Raw genomic sequence first — 21,417 nt, forward strand, 5'->3', positions numbered from 1 at the left:
ACCGCCGCAGCTGCGGGGACTCTCGGAACGAACGGCGTCGGTCGTGTTAGAGCACCTTCGACAGGAACGCCTGCGTGCGGCGGTGCTGCGGGTTGGTCAGGATTTCGTCCGGGTCGCCCGCTTCGACGACCACACCGCCATCCATGAAGACGAGCGAGTCGGCGACTTCCCGGGCGAAGCCCATCTCGTGGGTGACCACGATCATGGTCATGCCCGATTTGGCCAGACCCTTCATCACGTCGAGCACCTCCCCGACGAGCTCAGGGTCGAGCGCGCTGGTCGGCTCGTCGAAGAGCATCAGCTTGGGCTCCATCGCAAGTGCGCGGGCGATCGCCACCCGCTGCTGCTGCCCACCGGACAGGTGCGCCGGGTAGTAGTCGGCGCGCTCCGCCAGACCCACCCGGGCCAGCAGGCCGAGCGCACTCTGCTCCACCTGGGCCTTCGGCAACCCCTTCACCCGCATCGGCGCCTCCATCACGTTCTGCAGCGCCGTCATGTGCGGGAACAGGTTGAACCGCTGGAAGACCATGCCGATGTCCCGACGCTGCCGGGCCGCTTCCTTGGGTGCCATCTCGTAGAGCTTGCCGCTGATCTCCCGATAGCCGATCAGCTCACCGTCCACGCTGAGCCGGCCCGCGGAGAGCACCTCCAGGTGGTTGATGCAGCGCAGGAACGTGGACTTGCCGGACCCGCTGGGCCCGACCAGGCACATCACCTCCCCGCGCTTCACCTCGAGCGAGATGCCCTTGAGCACCTCGTTCGAGCCGAAACTCTTCGAAACCTGGTCGGCCAGGACCATGGGGGGAATCGTGACGGATGCCCCGGCCCCCGTGTTCACGTCGGTCATTTCGCGTCTCCGGGTCCGAGGTCGACAGGCCCAGAGTCTCTGGGCTGCGGTGGGGTGGGCGGCGTGCCACCGGGCGCGGGGCGCACCACGGTCGGCTGGTTACCGCCGATCACCGGGAGCGTGCCCGTGATCGCCCCGGTCTGGGTGGATACCTTGCGGTCGGGCTGCCGGTCGCCGACGCCGCGGGCGAACCGCTTCTCGAGGAAGTGCTGGCCGACCATCAGGATCGAGGTGAAGAAGAGGTACCAGATCGACGCGACGATGAGCATCGGGATCGGGTTGAACGTCTCCGCGGAGATGTCCCGGGACCGCGTGTACAGGTCGAAGCTGTACGGCACGGCCGTGACCAGCGACGTGGTCTTCAGCATCGAGATCACCTCGTTGCCGGTCGGCGGGATGATCACCCGCATGGACTGGGGCAGCACGACCCGCGACATGGTCTGGAACCAGCTCATGCCCAGCGCCGTCGCGGCTTCGTCCTGACCCTTGTCCACCGAGAGCAGGCCGGCCCGCACGATCTCCGCCATGTAGGCGGCTTCGTTGAGGGCCAGGCCGATGATGGCGAGGGTGAAGGTGTTCAGGGCGGCGTTGGTCTCGAAGGAGTACCACGGCTCCAGGAACGGGATGCCGATGTCGATGCTCTGGTAGATGATCGAAATGAGACCCCAGAACACGAGCTGCACGTACACCGGGGTGCCGCGGAAGATCCAGAGGTAGAACCAGGCGAGGCTCTTCACCACCGGGTTCGGCGTCAGGCGCATCACGGCCAGGACCACTCCGAGTGCGATGGCGAGGACCATCGAGTACACAGTGAGCTGGAGCGTGTTCAGCGCCGCCTGGGTGATGCGGCGGTCGAAGACGTACTGGGCGACGGCCGGCCAGTCGTAGGCCGGGCGACCGGCCGCGTCGATGATGAACAGCACGAAGACGATGATGAGCGCCACGGCGAACACATTGCGCCAGGGATGACGGAGCCGGATGGCCTTGATCGGCTCCGTGTCGCCGGTGCCCTCCGGTGGCGGGGTTGCCCCCGCCACCGGACGGATCGGGTCATTGCTGCTCATGGTCAACCGTTCGCGGCGGCGTTGATCGTGATCTCGTCGATACCGCCGTCGGCCACGCCCCAGTCGTCGAGGATCTTGCCGTAGGAGCCGTCGTCGACCATCGACTGCAGCGCAGCCTGGACTGCTTCGCCGAGTCCGGAATCCTTCCCGACCGCGACACCGTACGGCGCCACGTCGAAGGTCTCGCCGGCCGGCTGCAGTTTGCCCTTGGTCTGGGCGATCGCATACAGCGTGACCGGGGAGTCGGCGCTGAGCGCGTCGGCCTGGCCCAGAACCACGGCGTTGGTCGCGGCATCCTGCGTGTCGTACTGCAGCTTTTCGATCGCCGGTTTGCCGGCGGCGACACAGGCCTCGCTCTTGGCGGGCACCTCGTCGGTGTCCTCATAGGTGGTGGCCTGCACGGCGACCTTGAGGCCGCAGGCGTCGTCGGGGTCGACGTCGTTGCCGACGGCGGAGGCCCACTGGATGCCGGCCGTGTAGTAGTTGACGAAGTCGACCTGCTTCTGGCGCTCGACGGTGTCGGTGAACGACGACATGCCGATGTTCACCTTTTCGCCGGTGACGCTCGGGATGATGTTGTCGAACTTGGAGACCTGGAATTCGGGGGTCAGGCCGAGCTTGGCGGCGATGCCCTCGGCCAGTTCGATGCCCCAGCCGATCGGCTCGCCGGCCTCGTCCTTGAACTCGTTCGGCGCGTAGGTCGGGTCGGTGCCGATCTTGAGCGTGCCGGAGTCGGCGACCTCGGCGGGGAGCAGCGCGGCGGCCGCGTCATCCTTTTCGATGGTGCTGGCGGATGATCCCCCGGTCGACCCGTTCGTGGAGGGAGACGAGTTGTCCACGCAGCCGGTGAGCATGAGTGCGGTGACCGCGGCGAGCGCCGGGATCAGGTATTTTGCGCGCATTGCGAAATCCTTCGTGGTTGTCGGATGTTGCTGGTTCGTCTTTGAGGTCCGTTAACGGAATACGACACAGGTGAGCATATAACAGCTCGCTCACGCGGATTCCGTGCGCAGATAACGTTTTAGGCCACGCCTATTGAGCGTGGGCGGGTCTCCTCCCCTCCAGTATGCCCACGCGCGTGTTTCGGGCGGATTTCATGCCCGAGGATCCCCGGTCTCGACCGGGCGGTCGGGCAGGTTCGACCACTGCGACCACGAACCGGGGTACAGGGCGGGCGCGAACCCGGCGATGGTCAGCGCGGCCGCCTCGTGCGCGGCGGTGACGCCGGAGCCGCAGTAGACGCCCACCGTGGCGGTCGCGGTCTCGCGTGCCATGCCGCCCGCCGTGCCGTCCGCGCTGACCCCGAGCGCCTCGAACCGGGCGCGCAGTTCGACGGCCGGGCGGAAGTGCCCGTCGAGGGTGAGGTTGTCGGCCGTGGGCGCGCTGATCGCCCCGGGGATGTGGCCGGCGCGCGGGTCGATCGGCTCCGAGTCACCGCGGTAGCGCGCCGAGGCGCGGGCGTCGAGGAGCGCGCCGGTCTGCGCGAGGGCGGCGGCGGCATCCGTGTCGAGCACAGGCAGCACCCCGTCGGAGAGGGTGACCGTGCCCGGCCGAACCGTCTCCGCGGCGGGATCACCGGTGGCGAGCGGCAGGCCGGCGGCGCGCCAGGCGGCGAGCGCGCCGTCGAGCAGCAGCACGTCACGCACCCCGGCGTGGCGCAGCAGCCACCAGGCGCGGGCGGCCGACATCCCGGCCAGGTCGTCGTAGACCACGACCGTGTCCCCGTCGCGAAGACCCCAGCGGCGCGCGGCCGCCTGCAGCGCCCCACGGGTGGGCAACGGATGCCGCCCGTCGGCCGGTTCGCCCGGCCCGGCCAGCTCGGACTCCAGGTCGACATACACGGCTCCGGGGATGTGACCGGCGCGGTATTCTCCGGGCCCGGGCGGGCCACCCAGTTTCCAGCGCACGTCCAGCACGCGAACGTCGCTTCGGGTCTGCAGCAGGGCTGCCAGTTCGTCGGCCTCGATCAATATTCGCACGCGCTCACGCTACCTCGGCGGACGTACACTTGAGTAAGTGAGCAGCTACTGGACCCTTCTGAAGACGCCGGGCGTTGCTCGCGTCATCGCCGCGCAACTGACCGCCCGTTTCCCGTTCGGGATGCTGTCGCTCGCGTTCCTGATCCACATCGAGCGGGTCTTCGACTCCTACGGCGCCGCCGGCCTCGTGCTGGGGACCATGAGCATCGGCCAGGCCGTCGCCGGGCCGCTCACCAGCCGATTGATGGGACGTTGGGGCATGCGCCCGGTCATTACGGCCACCCTGGCCGTGTGCGCGACCTCCATCGTCACGATGGCCCTGGTCAGCATGCCCATCTACCTTCTGATGGCCGTCGGACTGGTCGCGGGGCTGTCCACGCCGCCGATCCAGCCGGCCGTGCGCACCATCTACCCGAAGATCGTCAACTCTCGCCAGCTCACGCCGCTGTTCTCGCTGGACGCGTCGGCCCAGGAGATCATCTGGGTGCTGGGCCCGGTGATCGCCACGTTCGTGGCCATCCAGGTCAGCCCGGTCGCCGGCATCCTGCTCGCCGCCATCTTCCTCATCGGCGGCGGCATCTGGTTCCTGGTGCTGCCCGAGGTCGGCCGGGTGCGCATCCCCCGCAGCCGCCGCAAGCTCGGCGTCGTCCTCAAACGACCGCCGGTCATGCTCAGCACCATCGTCGGCTTCATGCTGGTGGCCGCCTGCGCCGCGGTCGAGGCCGGTGTGGTGGCCGCGTTCGGGCACGGCAGCTCGAGCTCGGGCTGGGTGCTCGGCATCTTCGCTCTCGGCTCGCTGATCGGCGGACTCGCCCTCGGCCACGCCCCGATCGGCCCGTGGGCGCTGGCCGCACGGATGCTCATCGTCACCGCGGGTCTCAGCCTGGCCGCCGTCGGCAACCTGAGCTTCTGGTGGCTGGCCGCCACCCTGCTCCTGGCGGGCATCGGCATCGCGCCGGCCTTCGCCGTGCTGTTCGGGATCGTCTCCGCCAGCGTCAAGTTCAGCGACACCGCGGAGGCCTACGGCTGGGTGGGCACCGGTCAGCTGATGGGGGCTGCGATGGGCTCCGCCATCGCCGGGTTCATGATCGACCAGAGCGGCGCCACGGCGGCCATCCTGGTCGCGGCAGGCTTCGCCGGACTCGGCACCATCATCCCCGCGCTCGGCCGACGCTGGCACCCTGACCTGCGCGGTCGCGACCCGAGCCCGATCCCCGACACCGCCCCGATCCAGGTGCAGGTCTCCTAGCGCCAGCCGCTCGTCGCACGGCGAACTGACACAATCGAGGGGTTGAGCGTCGCACGCACCCCTCAATCGTGTCGGTTCGCGCGGCCGTACAGGCGGACGAGAGGGTTAGATGGGGGGATGACGCTCTCGCCGCTTCTTCCCCTGCATGACGGACACCGCATCCCCCAACTCGGGCTCGGCGTGTACAAGATCGCGGATGCCGCGGCGGCCGACGCCGTGCAGGTCGCCCTGGAGGCCGGGTACCGCCACATCGACACCGCGGCGCTGTACGAGAACGAGACCGGCGTCGGTCAGGGCATCGCCCGCTCCGGCCTCCCCCGCGAGGACGTGTTCGTCACCACGAAGGTCTGGAACGACCAGCACGGCCTCGACAAGACCCTGCGCGCCTTCGACGTGAGCCTTGCCAAACTCGGCCTCGACTACGTCGACCTCTACCTGATCCACTGGCCCGCGCCCCGCCAGGACCTCTACGTCGACACCTGGCGCGCCCTCGAGGCGTTGCGCGCCGATGGTCGCGCCCGGTCGATCGGGGTGTCCAATTTCCACCCGCACCACCTCGACCGCCTGCTCGCCGAAACGGATGTCGTTCCGGTCATCAACCAGGTGGAGCTGCACCCGTGGCTGCAGCAGTCCGTCGTGCGCGAGTACGACGCGGCCCACGGCCTCCTCACCGAAGCCTGGTCGCCGCTGGCCCGCGGCCGCGCGATCGGCAACGAGGCCCTCGACGCCATCGGCGCCCGGCACGGCAAAACGGCCGCGCAGGTGGTCATCCGTTGGCACCTGGAGCTGGGCAATGTGGTGATTCCGAAGTCGGTGACGCCCGTGCGCATCCGGGAGAACTTCGACGTGTTCGACTTCACGCTCCACGCCGACGACCATGCCGCCATCGCCGCCCTCGACTCCGGCGAGCGCACCGGCAAGGACCCCGACGACCTGGACTGATCCCCGCACCGATGCCGGCAGCGACCACCTCGCTCCCCTGACGAATTCGACGGGGATTGTGCCGGAATCGGTCCGAATCGAGCCGGATTCCCGCTTTCAACCGAAAATCTCCGTCGAATTGGTTCAGCGCGGCGGTCGCACGGCGGCTGCTCCGTGACCGGCGAGCCGCGCGGCTCGCAGCGCCGCATACAGTTCGGCCGCCTCGATCGGCCGCGCCGGAGAACGGCCGGTCAGTTCCGTGATGCGGCCCAGGCGATACAGCACGGTGTTGCGGTGGCAGTGCAGCCGCCGGCCCGTCTCCGCCGTGGACCCGTCCGCGGCGAACCATTCTTCGAGCGTTCGCAGCAGAACGTCGCCGTCCTGCGCCGCCAGGAGCCCGCCGAGGACGGCGGTCTCCAGCTCTGCGGCGTAGGCCGGCTGCGCGACCAGGACCACGTCGAGCGGAGCGGTGCCGTAACGGTGTGCACCGGCGGCATCCGGAGCACGGCAGCCGATGGCCAACCGGGCCTGACTGAGGGCGTCCGGTGCGGCGCCGATCTGGGTGAAGTCGGCGCTGACGCCGACCCGGGTGGTGGCCGCGGCGGAGAGAATCGCCACGGCCGTGCCGGACTCGGCGGAGATCGGGGCGCTGACGATGCCGACCTGGTCTCCGTGCAGGTTCGTCCAGGCCGAGCCCAGTCCGGCCGTCCGCAGGGTCTGCACGATCCCGGGCAGGGAGTCGGCGCCCGAGCTGCTGAGCTCGGCCGCCACCAGGAGGAACGTGCCGTTCTCCGCCAGGCCCAGCGACCGCAGCGCCCGCCCGGCGTCGATCGTGCTGGTGCTTCCGTCGAGGAGGCCGAGCAGCATGAGCCCCCTGGCCTGCCGTGTGCGCCGATCCTGCGCGTCGACCACCTCGCGATACGATTCGGCCGCGGCGTTGGAGAAGGTGTCGATCATTCCCCACACCTCCGAGGACACCAGGAGCAGCGCCTCGAACCGCTGCGTGGCCACCGAACGGGAGACGAGCTCCTCCCAGAGCTGCAGGCCCGCCAGCCGGTAGGCATGCAGCAGACTGGCCATCGGGATGCCATGCTCCGCTTTCACCTGCCCGGCCCGCCGGGGAGAGTCGAGCACGGCCTGCCCGTCGATCAGAGCCCGGATCAGGGCCGCGATGTTCTCGCCGACCACGGAGCGCAGCAGCTCGTAGGGCAGCAGGCTGTTGCCGGCGTAGGCCTGTTCCCCGCTGACGATCTGGGCACAGACGGCATCCGTCAGCTTTTCGGTGGCATCGATCAGCCCGGTGAAGAGCAACGCGCCAACGGCGACTTCGAGGGTTCCCTGCTGATCCGACATGTCTCAAATGATAGGGGCAGGTGCTCCACCGTCCTGTGCAGCCGCACAATGGTGCCCCTGGAACTGGCGGCGGCGGCCCATGGTGCGGCCGACCGGTCACGGTCAGAGTTGAGCGCGGGAACAGTGTGAGCGTGAGAATCGGCGCACCTGACATCCCGCCCGGAAACACTTCGTCAACAATCAAGGGGGATTGATGACCGCTAGCGAGCCGACCATCGCCGAGCCGACCATCGCCGAGCCGAACGCCACCGAGCCGACCATCGCGGAACCGACCGTGGCCGAACCGACCGGAACGGAGGGCTTCGGCACGCTCGACGGGTTGATTTCCGAATTGGCCGCCGGCGAGAAGCGCTGGGCTCGCACGGGCCTGTCCGAGCGGATTGCGCTGCTGTCCGCGGTGCGCCGCAGCGTTGCCGCGCAGGCCGAGGACTGGGCCCGCACGGCCGCCCTGATCAAGGGCCTCAGCCCGGACTCCCCGCTGGTCGGGGAGGAGTGGATCTCCGGGCCCTATCCGATGCTGACGGCCGCAGCGACGCTCGCCGAGAGCCTGTCCCGGATCGGCCGGGGCCGGAGTCCAGTGGCCGGGGCACGGTTCGGGACCGCCCCCGGAGGCCGCGTCACGGTGCAGGTCCTGCCGCACACCCCCTACGAAGCGGTGCTGCTGCACGGGTTCCGCGCCGAAGTCTGGATGCCGCCGGGCGTCTCTGCCGACACCGTCCGGTCCCGCGCCGGTCTGGCAGAACTCCACCCGAGGCAGACGCAGGGCGTCGGCCTCGTGCTCGGGGCAGGCAATATCACCTCGATTCCGCCGCTCGATGTGCTCTACGAGCTGGTCGCACACAATCGGGTCGTTCTGTTGAAACTCAATCCGGTCCTGGAACGGATGCTGCCGGTCTACCGGGCGGCCCTCGCCCCACTGATCGAGCACGGCGTGCTGCGCATCGTCACCGGCGACGGCAGAGTCGGCGGCTACCTCGCCCACCATCCCGGCATCGCGCACGTGCACATCACCGGAAGCGCCGCGACCCATGACGTCGTCGTCTTCGGCGCCGGCGCGGAAGGCGCGGAGCGGAAGGCCGCGGCGACCCCTCTGCTGTCCAAGCCGATCACGAGCGAACTGGGTGGTGTCTCCCCCATCATCGTGATGCCCGGAACCTGGAGCCGCCGGGACCTCCGTTATCAGGCCGAGCACGTCGCGACCCAGCGGCTGCACAACGGCGGCTACAACTGCATCGCCGGCCAGGTCGTGGTGCTCAGCGGCGACTGGTCGCAGAAGGACGCGTTCCTGGCCGAGCTGCGCGCCGCCGTCCGCCGCGCGCCGGCGCGCCCGGCCTGGTACCCGGGCAGCGACGGCCGCGTGGAGGATGCCGTCGCCGCCTACCCGGGTGCCGAACGCCTCGGGCGCGGCCGGGTCCTGATCCGGGTCGGGGCCGGGGATGACCCGGAGGCCATCAGGTCCACGGAGACGTTCGCCCCGGTTCTCGGCGTGATCGAGCTCCCCGGACGCGGCGCCGCGTTCCTCGACGCGGCCGTCGAGACCGTCAACCGGGACTTCCTGGGCACCCTCGGTGCGAACGTCATCGCCGACCCGCGCACGCTCAGGGCGCTGGGCACCGGGTTCCGAACGGCCCTGGCCCGGTTGCGGTACGGCACCATCGCCGTCAACACGTGGACCGGCCTCGGCTTCCTCACCGCCGCCGCGCCGTGGGGGGCCTACCCGGGGCACACCCTGAACGATGTGCAGAGCGGGATCGGCATCGTGCACAACGCCCTGCTGATCGACTCCCCCGAGCGCACGGTCGTCAGCGGCCCCTTCCGCCCCTTCCCGCGCTCGGTGCTGCACGGCGAATTCGCGCTGTTCCCGAAGCCACCCTGGTTCGTCACGGCTCGGAGCGCCGCCATGACCGGTCGCCTGCTCACCGGATTCGCCGCCCGCCCGTCCTGGCTGCGGATGCCCCGGGTCTTCGCATCCGCCTTCCGCGCCTGATTCCCGTCCATCCCGCCTGACCCGAAACCCGATTCACCTGCCCCGCCATCGAAGGAGATAGCCGTGGTCTTCACCAGTCCGCTTCCGAACGTCGAGATTCCCGACCTGAGCGTCTACGACTACCTGTTCGGCACGATCGGCGAGACGGATCTCGACCGAATCGCGCTCATCGACGGTCCGTCGGGGGCCGAGACCACCTACCGCGGGCTGCTGGCCCAGATCGACGGCGTCGCCGGGGCCCTGGCCGCCCGCGGGATCGCGCCGGGCGATGTCGTCGCGCTGCACTCCCCCAACGTGCCGGCCTTCGCCTCCGTCTTCCACGGCATCCTGCGGGCCGGCGCCACCGCTACCACCGTCAACGCCCTGTACACGGCGGAGGAGATCTCCGCCCAGCTGCGCGGCTCGGGGGCCCGGCTGCTCTTCACCGTGTCGCCGCTGCTCGAGCAGGCCCGGCAGGCCGCCGCCGACGCCGGTCTCGCTGCCGACCAGGTCATCGTGCTGGACGGTGCGCCCGGGCACGCGTCGCTGGGCGATCTGCTCGCGGAGGGGCGTCCGGCACCGTCGGTCAGTATCGACCCGGCCACCCACCTGGCCGTGCTGCCGTTCTCCTCCGGCACGACCGGGCACCCCAAGGGGGTCATGCTCACGCACCGCAATCTGGTGGCGAACGTCGCCCAGTCCCTGCCGCTGCTCGGAGCGAAGCCCGACGACCGGGTGCTGGCGGTGCTGCCGTTCTTCCACATCTACGGGATGACCGTGCTGCTGAACATCGCACTGGCCGGCCGCGCCGGCCTGGTCACGATGCCCCGGTTCGACCTGCCCGATTTTCTGCGCTTCATCCAGGATTACCGGGCCACCTACGTGTTCATCGCCCCGCCGATCGCCGTGGCGCTGGCGAAGCATCCGCTGGTCGATGACTACGACCTCTCCAGCGTGCACACCATCTTCTCCGGGGCCGCGTCGCTCAACCACACCCTCGGTGCCGTCGTCGCCGCCCGGCTGGACTGCCGGGTGCGGCAGGGCTACGGAATGAGCGAGATGAGTCCCGTCTCGCACGCCATCCCGCTGGACCGGGGCGACATCCCCCTGGATTCGGTGGGGCTGACCCTGCCGAACATCGAGTGCCGGCTGGTCGACCCGGCCACGGGCGCCGAGATCCACCAGCCGGCCGAGGGAACCAGCGAGCCCGGCGAGCTGCTCTGCCGCGGCCCGAACATCATGCTCGGTTACCTCGGCAACGCCGAAGCCACCGCCGAGATCTTCGACGCCGACGGGTTCCTGCACACCGGGGACATCGCCACGGTCAGTTCGGACGGTTTCGTGACGATCGTCGAACGCCTGAAGGAACTGATCAAATACAAGGGCTACCAGGTTGCCCCGGCGGAACTCGAGGCACTGCTGCTCGGACACCCGTTGATCTATGACGCCGCGGTGATCGGGGTGCAGGACGGCGACGGTGAGGAAGTCCCCAAAGCGTTCGTCGTGCTCCAGCCGGATGCCGCCCTCAGCGCCGAACTCGTGATCGCGTTCATCGCCGGGCAGGTGGCCCCGCATAAGAAGGTGCGCCGGGTCGAGTTCATCGACCGCATCCCGAAATCCGCGTCCGGCAAGATCCTGCGCAAGGACCTGCGCGCCGCGGAAGCCGTCCGATGAGGGCGCGCCGGGGATCCGCGGCCCCCCACGCCGAGTCCGCTGACGCCGGGTCCGGCGACACCGAGTCCTTTGACTACGTCATCGTGGGTGCCGGCTCCTCCGGCGCGGCCCTCGCCGAACGGTTGAGCGCCGACGGGACGACCTCGGTGCTGCTCCTGGAGGCCGGACCGGCCGACCGGAAACCGGAGATCCACATTCCCGCCGCGTTCTCCCAGCTGTTCCGCTCCACCCTCGACTGGAACTACGACACCACCCCCCAGCCCGCACTCGGCGGCCGCCGCGTGTACTGGCCCCGCGGCAAGGTGCTCGGCGGTTCCTCCTCGATGAACGCGATGATGTGGGTGCGCGGTTTCGCCGCCGACTACGACCACTGGGCCGAGAAGGCCGGACCGGACTGGTCCTTCGAAGCCCTGCTGCCCTACTTCCGGCGCGTCGAACGGGTCGCAGGCGCCATGAATGCCGCGCATGGACGCCGGGGCGCCGTGGCGATCCAACCCCAGCGCAGCCCGCGCGGCCACACGGATGTCTTCCTGGACGGCGTCGCGGAACTCGGCCACCCGATCGAGCAGCCCAACGGCGCCCGGCCGGAGGGGTTCAGCCAGACCATGGTCACCCAGCAGCGCGGCGCCAGGGTCAGCACCGCCGACGCGTACCTGAAGCCCGCCCGACGCCGCGGGAATCTCACGGTGCGCACCGGCGCCCACGCCACCCGGGTGCTCTTCCGCGGCCGCAGGGCGATCGGCGTCGAGTACCTGCGGGCCGGCAGCCGTGTCACCGTGTCGGCCCGGAAGGAGACCGTGCTCTGCGGCGGGGCCGTCAACACGCCCCAGCTGCTGATGCTCTCCGGCATCGGAGACGCCGCACACCTGCGCCGGCATGGAATCCCCGTGCTGGCGCACTCCCCCGAAGTGGGCGCGAACCTGCGTGACCACCTGCTCTCCGGCCTCGTCGCCGAGACCACCGGGGACACGCTGTTCAGCGCCCGAACGCCCGCCCAGATCGCCGACTACCTGGTGCGCCGGCGGGGCATGCTGACCTCGAATGTCGCCGAGGCCTACGGGTTCATCCGCACGAGACCCGACCTGGCCCTCGCCGACATCGAGATCATCTTCGCCCCGGTCGCCTACGTCGGGGAAGGCCTGGTGCCCCCGCCCGGCCACGGGCTGACCGTCGGCGCGATCCTGCTGCAACCGCGCAGCAGCGGACAGGTCCTGCTCGCCTCCGCCGACCCGTTCGCCCAGCCCCTGATCGAGCCGCGCTACCTCAGTGACCCGGACGGCGCCGACCGGGCCACACTCCTGGCCGGCCTGGCCTGGTGCGAACGCCTGCTGCAGACGCCGGCGCTCCGCGCCGACACCACCGGCCGGCTGATCATGCCGCCCGACAGTGCCTCCCTGAGCAGCGCCGACCGTCTGAACCGGGCGATCGACGACCACGCGCACACCCTGTACCACCCCGTCGGGACGGCCCGGATGGGCTCCGACCCCGGCTCGGTGGTGGACCCGGAGCTGCGCGTGCGCGGCGTCGACGGGCTCCGGGTCGCCGACGCGTCGATCATGCCGATGATCATCCGCGGGCACACCAACGCGCCGGCCATCGTCATCGGCGAGAAGGCCGCCGACCTCCTCCTGCAGAGCGCCCCGGCGCGACAGTACGGCCGCGAGGGTGCCCGGTCCGGCCCGGAGTGACCGGAAGAACGGGCGCCCCGGGCCGGAACGGCGCTACCAGCGGGGGTGGATCTGGTCGCGCAGCATCCGGTCGTAGATGTCCTGCACTCCCTCATTGAACGCGGGGCTGAGCGGGGCGACCGAACCGGCGGCGGCGTTGCCGCGGGCCTGCTGCACCGACCGGGCGCCGGGGATGACGGAGCTGACGCCGTCGATCTGGGCGACCCAGGCCAGGGCGGCCTGCGCGGGCGTGAGCTCCTCGGCCGCACTCTGTTCGGGCAGCGACGCCACGAGCGCCGCGAACTCCGCGGCGGCTGCCAGGCCGGTCTCGTAGTCCACGCCGGAGAAGGTTTCGCCGACGTCGAAAGCGCTGCCGTCACGGTTGTAATTGCGGTGGTCGTTCGCCGCGAAGGTGGTCTCCCGGGTGTACTTGCCGGTCAGCAGCCCGCTCGCCAGCGGAACGCGGGCGATGATGCCCACACCGGCAGCGCGCGCGGCCGGCACGACGGCCTCGAGCGGCTTCACCCGGAACGCGTTCAGGATGATCTGCACGCTGGCCAGGCCGGGTCGCGTGATGGCGGCGAGCGCCTGGTCGCAGGTCTCCACGCTCACCCCGTAGGCGGCGATGGCTCCCTCGGCGACAAGGGTGTCGAGGGCGTCGTAGACCTCGTCGGAGGCGATCACGTCGCTCGGCGGGCAGTGCAGCTGAACCAGGTGCAGGGTGTCCAGGCCGAGGTTCGTGCGGGACCGGTCGGTCCAGGTCCGGAAGTTGGCGAGCGTGTAATTCTCGGCCAGCTGGTCGACCCGTCGTCCCATCTTGGTGGCCACGGTGATCTCGGCGGCGGCGTCGCTGCCGGCCAGGAACCGGCCGATGATCTGCTCGCTGCGACCGTCGCCGTAGACGTCGGCGGTGTCGAAGAAGGTGACGCCGGCGTCGACGGATGCCGCGAGTACCGCGGTCGCGTCGCTCTCCGACACGTCACCCCAGTCCGCTCCCAGCTGCCAGGTTCCCAGCCCGATCACGGAGACGGTTCGGCCGGTTCTTCCGAGGGTTCGTGTGTCCATCTCTCCAGCCTAGCCACGGAAGCGGCATCCGACGCGGCAGCAGCCTCGAACCCGGCGCCGGCGTCGATGACCCGGGCCAGCGCCCGGGCGAGACGCGGACGGATGAGATGGTCGTTCGCTTCGACGCGGTGCATGGTGACGTGGCGCATCCGTTCGATCACGGTCATGGAGCCGAAGGCGATGAACGCGTCCAGCACGCCGTAGACCACGTCGACCGGAATCCGCAGGGCGGCGATGTCGCTGACCACGGTCTGCGATTCGATGCAGTGCTCCAGCGACTTCACGAACGGGGTCCAGTTGCGCTCCGTCAGCTCGAAGATGCCCTTCGGCAGCAGCCGGGCGATGATGGCCGCGTTCGCGAGCGTGAACTCCTTGTTCAGCCGGAGGAAGTCGTAGGCGCGCAGGTAGGTGTTCACCCGGGCCCGCACCCAGCGGTCGCCGATGTCGGTCGGCGACAGGTAGACCGGCGGCCCCACGAGCACCACCCGGGACACCTGGGTGCGCCGGGACGCGCGGGTGCGGGGCAGCGCGGCCAGCCGGGCCACGATCAGGCTGCCGAGGGAGTGGCCCACCAGGATGAACGGCTCGCGCAGTTTCAGCGACCGGATCGTGGCCGCCAGAGCCTCGACATGGTCCACGAGCCGGTACTCGCACCCCTCGGGGATCGGCGATTCGCCGAAACCCAGGATATCGACGGCGATGACCCGGTGCCGGGGCACGAGCAGCGGCACCAGTTCCCGGAACGTCTCCGAGGACGAGGCGATGCCGTGCACGAGGATCACGACCGGGCCGGTGCCCTCGTCGGTCGCGATGTGCAGCAGCGGCGGGCGTGGCCGGCCGAGCCGTGCGAAGGGGGCCGCCCACCAGGTCATGGTTCCAGTATCGCCTCGAAAGGCGGTCTCGTTCCAGTCGCCGCCCGTCGCACGCGCGTCTGCCGAGACGCGATTGTGATCCATCGCCGACGATCGCGGTCGTACAGTGAGGCCATGAAGCGTTTTCCCGCGCTGGCCGCGGTACTCCTCGGCACCCTGCTGCTGGCCGGCTGCTCCGTGCCCGGCGCTTCCACCGACTCCGGCAACTCCGGCACAGCCCCCGGCGTCTCCGAACCCGGCCTTCCCGAACCCGGCACCGTCGAACCCGGCACCGAATCGGGGACCTCCGACGAGTCTCTCGACTCGCGCGCCTTCCAGGACGGCAGCACGGGTGAGATCGCCTCCAGCCAGCGCGACGTGATCACCACCGGGATGGTCTCGATCACCGTGACGGACCCGATCAAGGCGGTGCAGGATGCCGTCACCATCACCGAGCAGGCCGGCGGCCGGATCGACAGCCGCACCGAGAACCCCTCCACCGGCAACCAGCCGGCGAGCGCGAACATCACCCTGCGCATCCCCTCCGACGAGCTCGACGCCACCCTGACCGAGCTGAAGAACCTCGGCACCGTGAACTTCGTCACCCTCAACGCCTCGGACATCACCCAGCAGACCCAGGACCTCGACGCCCGCATCACGTCGCTGCAGACCTCGGTCGACCGTCTGCTGGCCCTGATGCAGTCGGCGACGAGCACCGCTGACCTGCTCGCGGCGGAGAGCGCCCTGTCGGCCAGGCAGAGCGAGCTCGAGGGGTTGCAGTCCCAGCGGGACTACCTCGCCGACCAGGTCGATTTTTCGACGATCACGCTCGACCTCTACTCCACCGGAACGGTGCCGCCGGCTGCCCCCGATGATTTCTGGGGCGCGGTCGCCGCGGGCTGGCAGACTCTCGTGGCGGCCTTCGGCACAGCCATCCTCGGCATCGGCTTCGCGCTGCCCTGGCTGCTGGCCCTCGGCCTGGTCGCCGGTGTCGTCTATCTGGTGATCCGGTTGTCACGCAGGCGGCACCCGCCCGCGTAAACTTATCCAGTGAACACGTCCGCCGAACTCTCCCCGCTCGGTGACGAGCTTCTCGAACGCATCCGGTCTCGTGCCGCGGAACATGACCGGGACAACACCTTCCCCGACGCCGACCTGGCCGACCTGATCGCCTGCGGCTATCTCCGTTCGCTCGTTCCCGTCACCCACGGTGGACTCGGCCGCGGCGTACAGCAGGTCGCCGACGACCAGATCCGCCTCGCCGCCCATGCCCCGGCCACGGCCCTCGCCGTCAACATGCATCTGGTCTGGACGGGCGTGGCCCGCACCCTGCACCAGCGCGGCGACGACAGCCTCGACTTCGTGCTGCACGGCGCCGTCGCCGGCGAGGTCTTCGGCTTCGGCGTGAGCGAGCCCGGCAACGACCTGGTGCTCTCCGATTCGATCACGACCGCGAGCCCGCGGCCCGACGGCGGCTACCGGTTCACCGGGACCAAGATCTTCACCACGCTCTCCCCGGCGTGGACCCGTCTGGGCACCATGGGCATCGACCGGGAATCCGCCGACGGACCGAAGATCGTCTGGGCCTTCATCGATCGGGCCGACCCGGGGGTGAGCCAGAAGGATGACTGGGACACCCTGGGCATGCGGGCCAGCCAGAGCCGCAGCACCGTGCTCACCGGCGCATCCGCCCGCCCGGATCAGGTCTTCCGGAGGCTGGACCCGGGGCCGAGCCCCGACCCGCTGATCTTGGCCATCTTCGCCAATTTCGAGATCCTGCTGGCCGCGGTGTACACCGGCATCGGCCGGCGCGCAGTCGAACTGGCCGTGCTGGCGGCGAAGCGACGCACGTCGCTGAAACACGACGGCCGAACCCTGGCGCTGGACCCGGACATCCGTTGGCGCGTCGCGGAGGCAGCGATGATGATGGATGGCCTGTACCCCCAGATCGATGCCCTCGCCCACGACGTCGACACCCTGGCCGATCACGGCCCACGGTGGTTCCCGCTCCTGTCGGGCCTCAAGTACCGGGCCACCGAGACCGCACGCCTGGTCGTCGACCAGGCTGTGCGGGTGAGCGGCGGCTCGTCCTACTTCGCCGGCGACGAGCTCGGCCGGCTGTACCGCGACGTGCTCGCCGGGCTCTTCCACCCCTCCGACGCCGAATCGGCACACGCCACCGTGGCCGCCGCCTGGCTGGGTCCGATCGATGTCTGACGTCACCCGCACGCTCAACGTCTTCGACAGCGCCGCCTACACCCGCTCCGTTCTCGACCTCACCATGCGGCTCGCGGAGGTCATCTTCGCGGCCGGCGCCGGCGCCGAAGACGCCACGGCCGCCATGGAAGCCATCACCCGCGCCTACGGGCTCAGGGGCACCGAGGCCAATGTCACCCACACGATCATCGCGCTCACCCACGAGGACCCGGCCACGCACGAGTCCATCACCCGGAGCCGTAACGTCAAGTACCGCTCCCTCAACTATGGGAAGCTCACGGCCACCTCCGAGCTGATCGCCGAGATCCTCGACTCGCCGCCCGAAGTCGCCGACGCCCGCAAACGCCTGGCCACCATCGTCAGCGCCAAGCCGCAGGTGCCGGCACTCTACCGACGAATAGGCTGGAGCCTGGTCGGGGCCGGCGCCGCCGTGCTGATCGGCGGCGGCCTGGTCGTCTGCATCGCGGCCTTCATCGCCACCTTCTTCATCGACCTGATCACGACCGCGCTCGACCGCCGCCAGGTTCCCGTGTTCTACCAGAACGTGGTGGGCGGGGCGATCGGGCCGGTCGTCGCCGCTGTCGTCGCGCTGATCGACCCCACGGCGAATCCGTCCCTGGTCGTCATCGCGACCATCATCATGCTCCTGGCCGGCGTCACCACCTTCGGCGCCGTGCACGACACCCTGTCCGGCTTCTACCTGACCGGTACGGCCCGGATGATGGAGGCTTTGCTGATCACGGGCGGCCTGGTCACCGGCGTGGCCGGCGCGTCACTCCTGGTGGCCCGCTTCGGGTTCCAGCTGCGCGTCGATGCCAACCTCACGCCGACTCTGGCCGACCTGCCGGTACTGCTGGTCGCCGCCATCGTCATCGTCGCCGGTTTCGGCCTCGCCGTGCAGGTGCCGTGGCGGGCGTTCTGGGTGGTCTGCCTGCTCGGCGCCGTCGCCGAGCTGCTCTACCTGGCCGGCGTGAGCGCCGGATTCGACCTGGTCTGGTCGTCGGCGCTCAGCGCCGTGGGCGTCGGCCTGCTGGCCGCGATCGCGGCACGGATCGTGCGCACTCCCCCACTGGTCATCGTGGTTTCCGCGCTCGTCCCGCTCGTTCCGGGGCTGATCCTGTTCCGCGGCCTGCTGCAGCTGTCCGACGGCAACATCGACGGCCTGCTCAGCATGCTGACCGCCGGTGCCGTGGCCGCCGCACTGGCGGCGGGCGCCATCCTCGCCCAATACGTGGTGCAGTTCGTCTGGGGTCCGGCGCGCAGGCTGCAGCGCCGGTTCGTCGGACCGTTGATGGCACTGCCGGTGCGGTTAGGCCGCGGCCCCGGCACGCGGATCTAGCTGCACTGCTAGCGCCGCTTCCCGACCTCGCGGCACAGGGTGTGGACGCGGGCGCACGGTGCATCGTGCGCCCGCGTCCACAGGGTGCGCCGCGACCGGCAGCGAGGATCTCCCTGCTAGTTGGGGATGTCCGCTTGGCCGTCGGGCTCATCATGCTCGTCGTCGACGAAACGGTAGGGGATGGGTTCCTCGGTCGCCCGGACGAGGCGGAACGTGCGGTGCGCGGTCACGCCGTCATCCGTGAAGTCGATCACGACCTCCTTCTGGTACTCGCCGTTCACGTATTCGAGTTCGCGCGGTGTGCCGGCGGCGATCACGTTGGGTCCGTAGAAGATGGCCTGGTAGGTGGTTTTGTCGCTCATGGTGTGTCCCTCTCTGCCGGGTGGTGACGTCTGCCCCGCTGGCGAGGCGCGTCGGCCCCAGCCTACGGCCGGGTCGGCAAGTTGCACAGGGGCCGGGCACCGGCGGGAAGCGGCGGGAAGCGGGAAGGTGCCGTTTCGCGGCAACCCGCGTAGGGTCGAAGTCACGGTGCCGCTGGGGCTCGGTTTCGAAGGAGTACACATGGCTGACAAATCACCCAAAAAGGACGCATCCAAAAAGGTCGCCGGTAAGTCCTTGAAGGAAAAGCGTGCCGACAAGCACGCCAAGGCGAACGAGACGACCGAGAAGGCGCGCAAGGCCTAGCGCCTGGTCCACGATTAAACTCAGGGTGTTGCCGCGGTTGCCGCGGCAACACCCTTTTTTGTCCCGAAAGGACCCGCCGATGACACTTCCCCCCGCAGACACCCTGGTGGGCTACCCCGCCGGCCAGACCGAAGGAACCGCCACGGTGCTGCACGTCGAGCCGCTCCCGACCGGACTGGTCGCCGTGCTCCTGGACACCACCCCCGTGCACCCGGTCGACGCCGGCTGGCCCGACCAGGGTCCCGATCGGGCCGTGCTGCGCGTCGCCGGAACCGAGCTGCCGGTGCTGGACTGCGTCGTGGGAGCGACAGACGGGGCGGCGCTGCACCTGGGCCGGGACATCCCGGTGCCGAAGGGAACGCCGGGCTGGGCGTTCGTCGTGGCCCATCTCGTGGAGGGCCACGACGCTCTGACCCCGGGGCAGACGGTCACCGCCGTCGTCGACGCCGGCTACCGGCAACGGATGTCCGCGGGCCACACCGCCTGCCACCTCGCCTCCCTCGCCCTCAACCGGGCCCTCGCCGACCGGTGGAAGAAGGAGGTCCGCGCCGACGCCCTCGGCAACCCCGACTTCGACGGCACCGCGATCGACGTGTCCCTGATCGGCGAGAACGGATCCGTCGACACGTACCGGCTCGGCAAATCCCTGCGCCGGAAGGGCTTCGTCACCGACGGACTGACGGAGCAACTGGCCGGGATCGAATCCGCGGTGAACGCCGCCCTGGCCGAATGGGTCGCCACGGGCGTGGGCGTGCGCATCGACCGGGACGGCCCGCGGCTCACCGACCGCCGGTACTGGGTCTGCGAGCTGCCGGCACACGAGGTGCGCATCCCCTGCGGCGGCACCCACGTCTCCTCCCTGGCCGAACTCGACGCCGTGCGCGTGGCCCTGTCCGCGGCGGACACGGAGGGCACGACCGTGCTCACCATGGCGACGTCGGTCGGCTGACCGCGGCAACCAGGCAATCAGGCAATCAGGCGATCAGACGATCAGACGATCAGACGATCAGACGATCAGACGATCAGGAGAGCCTCCACCGCGTCGGTCCCGCGGATCTCCCCCAGAAGCTCGAGGATGCGGTCCACGACCTTTACCGACACCCCCGGGCAGACGATGCTGTGGGGCCCGAGCCTGCCCAGACCTCCGGCATACCGTAGAAGGTGCGGCTGATGCGCACCGCGTTGACCCGGTGCGGCAGACGGATGCGCTCACCCAGCAGCATCCGCAGCCGGAGCCGGTGAGGGCTGCGCGGACGGTGGCCAGGTAGCGGAAGTGGCCCCGGTCGCAGATGCACTCGTATTCGGCCCCGATGCGCGTCTCCTGACTAAGAAGCGTTCGCCGGCCGGCGACCACCTTGCGCAGCAGCTGGGCCCGGCTGCGCTTCGTCTCGGCGAGGAGCATGCAGAGCGGGCAGTCGCGTTGCAGGGTGATGCGCGCATCCGTCGCCGTCGCCCCGTGCCGCAACGGAAGCGCACGGACGTGCCTCCGCCTGAACCATCTGCCGCACCAGCCGCACCAGCCGCACCAGCCGCACCAGCCGCACCAGCCATGGTCACGCTCCTGCCCGCGCCCCGGTGGCGCGGGCCCACGCTATTCCGGGCCACTGACATTCAGCCGAATCCGGGAGCCACGGAAGGCGCGGGAAAAAGAAGCAGGCCCCCGGTTTCCCAGGGGCCTGCGACTGACTATCAGTGACTTTCTCGGTGGAGCTAAGGAGATTCGAACTCCTGACCTTCTCATTGCGAACGAGACGCGCTACCAACTGCGCCATAGCCCCCAACCGCTTATGCAGAATATCACGCGCAGCGACCGAGTTTCACCGCCCCGCCCGTGAGAGCCCGAATCGCCCCCGGATTCGCTCAGCCGACGGCGCGGCGACGACGCAGCACGTCGTCGAGATCGCTCATCCCGGGCGCGGTGTCTCCGACGACCCCCATCGACGCGAACCGGCTCGCTGCAGGAACGGCCGGGGCGGTCTCCCGACCGGTCGACGCACGCTTGAGCGGGGTGACGGCCACCTCGAGGGCTGCGGCGCGGCGGGCGAGTTCCGCCTCCGCGGCCGCCTTGCGCAGTTCGGCGGCGGCATCGACGGATGCCATCGCCGTCTGGGCCACGGATCCGCGCGACAGGTGCATCGGCCGCGGCAGTGGGAGCGGCGTCCAGCTCGGGGCGACGACGGGCGTCTCCTCGAACTGCACCGGCTCGAAGGCCTGTCCGACCCGGGCGACGCGGCCGGTGAGCTCTGACCCGTTCGTGGCGGCGGCGTGCTGGTGGGCGCGGCGAGCCGTGCGCGCGAGGCGCGACAGAGCACCGAACGCCAGGGCGGCCGTGGCCAGGCCGCCGAGGAGCGCCGTCCAGGCACCGCCGGCCGCGACCGCGACAATGCCGGAGACGAAGAATATGACGCCGATGAGCAGGACCAGAGAGGTCAGCGCGCGCACCCGGCGCAGGCGGAGGGCCCGCCCCGCCCCGTCGGCCACGACCCTGCCGGCACGAACGGCGGCGGCTTGACCGGCCGCATCCCGGGCGGCGGCGGCACG

The 21,417-nt window shown here is 70.0% G+C and carries 18 protein-coding genes, 1 tRNA gene and 1 pseudogene; 10 read left to right on the top strand and 10 right to left on the bottom strand.

Features of this window, described 5'->3' with window-relative positions:
• Window positions 1–46: 46 nt before the first annotated feature.
• The 4 genes from E3T23_RS08060 to E3T23_RS08075 form a co-directional block, all read right to left on the bottom strand.
• Window positions 47–847, bottom strand: coding sequence for an amino acid ABC transporter ATP-binding protein (locus E3T23_RS08060; protein ID WP_277612454.1), 801 nt, complete (start codon window positions 845–847; stop codon window positions 47–49).
• On the bottom strand, window positions 844–1,911 hold the full coding sequence (locus E3T23_RS08065; protein WP_134369839.1) for an amino acid ABC transporter permease: 1,068 nt from the start codon (window positions 1,909–1,911) through the stop codon (window positions 844–846). Before E3T23_RS08065 ends, E3T23_RS08060 begins: the two co-directional genes overlap by 4 nt.
• 2 nt (window positions 1,912–1,913) lie before the next feature.
• Window positions 1,914–2,813, bottom strand: coding sequence for an ABC transporter substrate-binding protein (locus E3T23_RS08070; protein WP_134369840.1), 900 nt, complete (start codon window positions 2,811–2,813; stop codon window positions 1,914–1,916).
• Between the two features lie 192 nt (window positions 2,814–3,005).
• Entirely contained in the window at window positions 3,006–3,890 is an 885-nt protein-coding gene (locus E3T23_RS08075; RefSeq protein WP_198416196.1) for a sulfurtransferase, read from the bottom strand.
• 37 nt (window positions 3,891–3,927) lie between these two features.
• On the opposite strand from E3T23_RS08075, the gene E3T23_RS08080 reads away from it, so the two are divergent.
• Together E3T23_RS08080 and E3T23_RS08085 are read left to right on the top strand one after the other, a co-directional pair.
• Complete coding sequence (locus E3T23_RS08080; RefSeq protein ID WP_134369841.1) at window positions 3,928–5,139, top strand: MFS transporter; 1,212 nt, start codon at window positions 3,928–3,930, stop codon at window positions 5,137–5,139.
• 117 nt (window positions 5,140–5,256) lie between these two features.
• The gene (locus tag E3T23_RS08085; protein ID WP_134369842.1) at window positions 5,257–6,081 is read left to right on the top strand and encodes an aldo/keto reductase; all 825 of its coding nucleotides are present in this window, start codon (window positions 5,257–5,259) and stop codon (window positions 6,079–6,081) included.
• Between the two features lie 123 nt (window positions 6,082–6,204).
• Here E3T23_RS08085 and E3T23_RS08090 read toward each other — a convergent pair whose 3' ends face one another.
• Entirely contained in the window at window positions 6,205–7,413 is a 1,209-nt protein-coding gene (locus E3T23_RS08090; protein WP_134369843.1) for a PucR family transcriptional regulator, read from the bottom strand.
• A 193-nt stretch (window positions 7,414–7,606) separates the two neighbouring features.
• Here E3T23_RS08090 and E3T23_RS08095 point away from each other — a divergent pair, with 193 nt between their 5' ends.
• The 3 genes from E3T23_RS08095 to E3T23_RS08105 all read left to right on the top strand — a co-directional run bounded on the left by E3T23_RS08095 (window position 7,607) and on the right by E3T23_RS08105 (window position 12,741).
• Window positions 7,607–9,400 (top strand): aldehyde dehydrogenase family protein, encoded by a 1,794-nt coding sequence (locus tag E3T23_RS08095; RefSeq protein ID WP_134369844.1) that lies wholly within the window; start codon window positions 7,607–7,609, stop codon window positions 9,398–9,400.
• Window positions 9,401–9,463: 63 nt separating this feature from the next.
• Complete coding sequence (locus tag E3T23_RS08100; protein ID WP_134369845.1) at window positions 9,464–11,053, top strand: AMP-binding protein; 1,590 nt, start codon at window positions 9,464–9,466, stop codon at window positions 11,051–11,053.
• The gene (locus E3T23_RS08105; RefSeq protein ID WP_134369846.1) at window positions 11,050–12,741 is read left to right on the top strand and encodes a GMC family oxidoreductase; all 1,692 of its coding nucleotides are present in this window, start codon (window positions 11,050–11,052) and stop codon (window positions 12,739–12,741) included. Before E3T23_RS08100 ends, E3T23_RS08105 begins: the two co-directional genes overlap by 4 nt.
• A 33-nt stretch (window positions 12,742–12,774) precedes the next feature.
• On the opposite strand, the gene E3T23_RS08110 is transcribed toward E3T23_RS08105, so the two are convergent.
• Together E3T23_RS08110 and E3T23_RS08115 are read right to left on the bottom strand one after the other, a co-directional pair.
• Window positions 12,775–13,785, bottom strand: coding sequence for an aldo/keto reductase (locus E3T23_RS08110; protein WP_134369847.1), 1,011 nt, complete (start codon window positions 13,783–13,785; stop codon window positions 12,775–12,777).
• On the bottom strand, window positions 13,740–14,657 hold the full coding sequence (locus E3T23_RS08115; protein ID WP_134369848.1) for an alpha/beta fold hydrolase: 918 nt from the start codon (window positions 14,655–14,657) through the stop codon (window positions 13,740–13,742). Before E3T23_RS08115 ends, E3T23_RS08110 begins: the two co-directional genes overlap by 46 nt.
• A 114-nt stretch (window positions 14,658–14,771) precedes the next feature.
• Here E3T23_RS08115 and E3T23_RS08120 point away from each other — a divergent pair, with 114 nt between their 5' ends.
• Genes E3T23_RS08120 through E3T23_RS08130 form a run of 3 tightly spaced genes read left to right on the top strand, consistent with a single transcriptional unit; the run spans window position 14,772 to window position 18,192 of the window.
• Complete coding sequence (locus E3T23_RS08120; RefSeq protein ID WP_134369849.1) at window positions 14,772–15,677, top strand: DUF4349 domain-containing protein; 906 nt, start codon at window positions 14,772–14,774, stop codon at window positions 15,675–15,677.
• Window positions 15,678–15,686: 9 nt separating this feature from the next.
• Window positions 15,687–16,853 (top strand): acyl-CoA dehydrogenase family protein, encoded by a 1,167-nt coding sequence (locus tag E3T23_RS08125; protein ID WP_134369850.1) that lies wholly within the window; start codon window positions 15,687–15,689, stop codon window positions 16,851–16,853.
• The gene (locus E3T23_RS08130; RefSeq protein ID WP_134369851.1) at window positions 16,846–18,192 is read left to right on the top strand and encodes a threonine/serine exporter family protein; all 1,347 of its coding nucleotides are present in this window, start codon (window positions 16,846–16,848) and stop codon (window positions 18,190–18,192) included. Before E3T23_RS08125 ends, E3T23_RS08130 begins: the two co-directional genes overlap by 8 nt.
• Window positions 18,193–18,308: 116 nt before the next feature.
• Here the strand turns inward: E3T23_RS08130 and E3T23_RS08135 are convergent, their stop codons facing one another.
• A complete protein-coding gene (locus tag E3T23_RS08135) occupies window positions 18,309–18,554 on the bottom strand; it encodes a hypothetical protein (protein WP_134369852.1) in 246 nt (81 codons plus the stop codon).
• 199 nt (window positions 18,555–18,753) lie between these two features.
• On the opposite strand from E3T23_RS08135, the gene E3T23_RS15820 reads away from it, so the two are divergent.
• Window positions 18,754–18,876 carry a hypothetical protein gene (locus E3T23_RS15820; protein WP_255408599.1) on the top strand — a complete coding sequence of 41 codons (123 nt, stop codon included), beginning with the start codon at window positions 18,754–18,756 and terminating at the stop codon, window positions 18,874–18,876.
• A 79-nt stretch (window positions 18,877–18,955) separates the two neighbouring features.
• Window positions 18,956–19,825 carry an alanyl-tRNA editing protein gene (locus tag E3T23_RS08140; RefSeq protein ID WP_134369853.1) on the top strand — a complete coding sequence of 290 codons (870 nt, stop codon included), beginning with the start codon at window positions 18,956–18,958 and terminating at the stop codon, window positions 19,823–19,825.
• Window positions 19,826–20,581: 756 nt separating this feature from the next.
• On the opposite strand, the gene E3T23_RS08145 is transcribed toward E3T23_RS08140, so the two are convergent.
• Both E3T23_RS08145 and E3T23_RS15225 read right to left on the bottom strand, forming a co-directional pair.
• Window positions 20,582–20,654 (bottom strand) — tRNA-Ala (locus E3T23_RS08145).
• 82 nt (window positions 20,655–20,736) lie between these two features.
• Window positions 20,737–21,417 (bottom strand): annotated as a pseudogene (locus tag E3T23_RS15225) (hypothetical protein); the annotation flags it as partial.

Origin of the sequence: Cryobacterium cheniae, from assembly GCF_004403395.1 — a bacterium.
Lineage (GTDB): Bacteria > Actinomycetota > Actinomycetes > Actinomycetales > Microbacteriaceae > Cryobacterium > Cryobacterium cheniae.

Coding starts and splice junctions, on each gene's coding strand:
- E3T23_RS08060 (WP_277612454.1), bottom strand. CDS start 847: ATGACCGACGTGAACACGGGGGCCGGGGCATCCGTCACGATTCCCCCC.
- E3T23_RS08065 (WP_134369839.1), bottom strand. CDS start 1,911: ATGAGCAGCAATGACCCGATCCGTCCGGTGGCGGGGGCAACCCCGCCA.
- E3T23_RS08070 (WP_134369840.1), bottom strand. CDS start 2,813: ATGCGCGCAAAATACCTGATCCCGGCGCTCGCCGCGGTCACCGCACTC.
- E3T23_RS08085 (WP_134369842.1), top strand. CDS start 5,257: ATGACGCTCTCGCCGCTTCTTCCCCTGCATGACGGACACCGCATCCCC.
- E3T23_RS08090 (WP_134369843.1), bottom strand. CDS start 7,413: ATGTCGGATCAGCAGGGAACCCTCGAAGTCGCCGTTGGCGCGTTGCTC.
- E3T23_RS08095 (WP_134369844.1), top strand. CDS start 7,607: ATGACCGCTAGCGAGCCGACCATCGCCGAGCCGACCATCGCCGAGCCG.
- E3T23_RS08105 (WP_134369846.1), top strand. CDS start 11,050: ATGAGGGCGCGCCGGGGATCCGCGGCCCCCCACGCCGAGTCCGCTGAC.
- E3T23_RS08110 (WP_134369847.1), bottom strand. CDS start 13,785: ATGGACACACGAACCCTCGGAAGAACCGGCCGAACCGTCTCCGTGATC.
- E3T23_RS08115 (WP_134369848.1), bottom strand. CDS start 14,657: ATGACCTGGTGGGCGGCCCCCTTCGCACGGCTCGGCCGGCCACGCCCG.
- E3T23_RS08120 (WP_134369849.1), top strand. CDS start 14,772: ATGAAGCGTTTTCCCGCGCTGGCCGCGGTACTCCTCGGCACCCTGCTG.
- E3T23_RS08130 (WP_134369851.1), top strand. CDS start 16,846: ATGTCTGACGTCACCCGCACGCTCAACGTCTTCGACAGCGCCGCCTAC.
- E3T23_RS08135 (WP_134369852.1), bottom strand. CDS start 18,554: ATGAGCGACAAAACCACCTACCAGGCCATCTTCTACGGACCCAACGTG.
- E3T23_RS15820 (WP_255408599.1), top strand. CDS start 18,754: ATGGCTGACAAATCACCCAAAAAGGACGCATCCAAAAAGGTCGCCGGT.
- E3T23_RS08140 (WP_134369853.1), top strand. CDS start 18,956: ATGACACTTCCCCCCGCAGACACCCTGGTGGGCTACCCCGCCGGCCAG.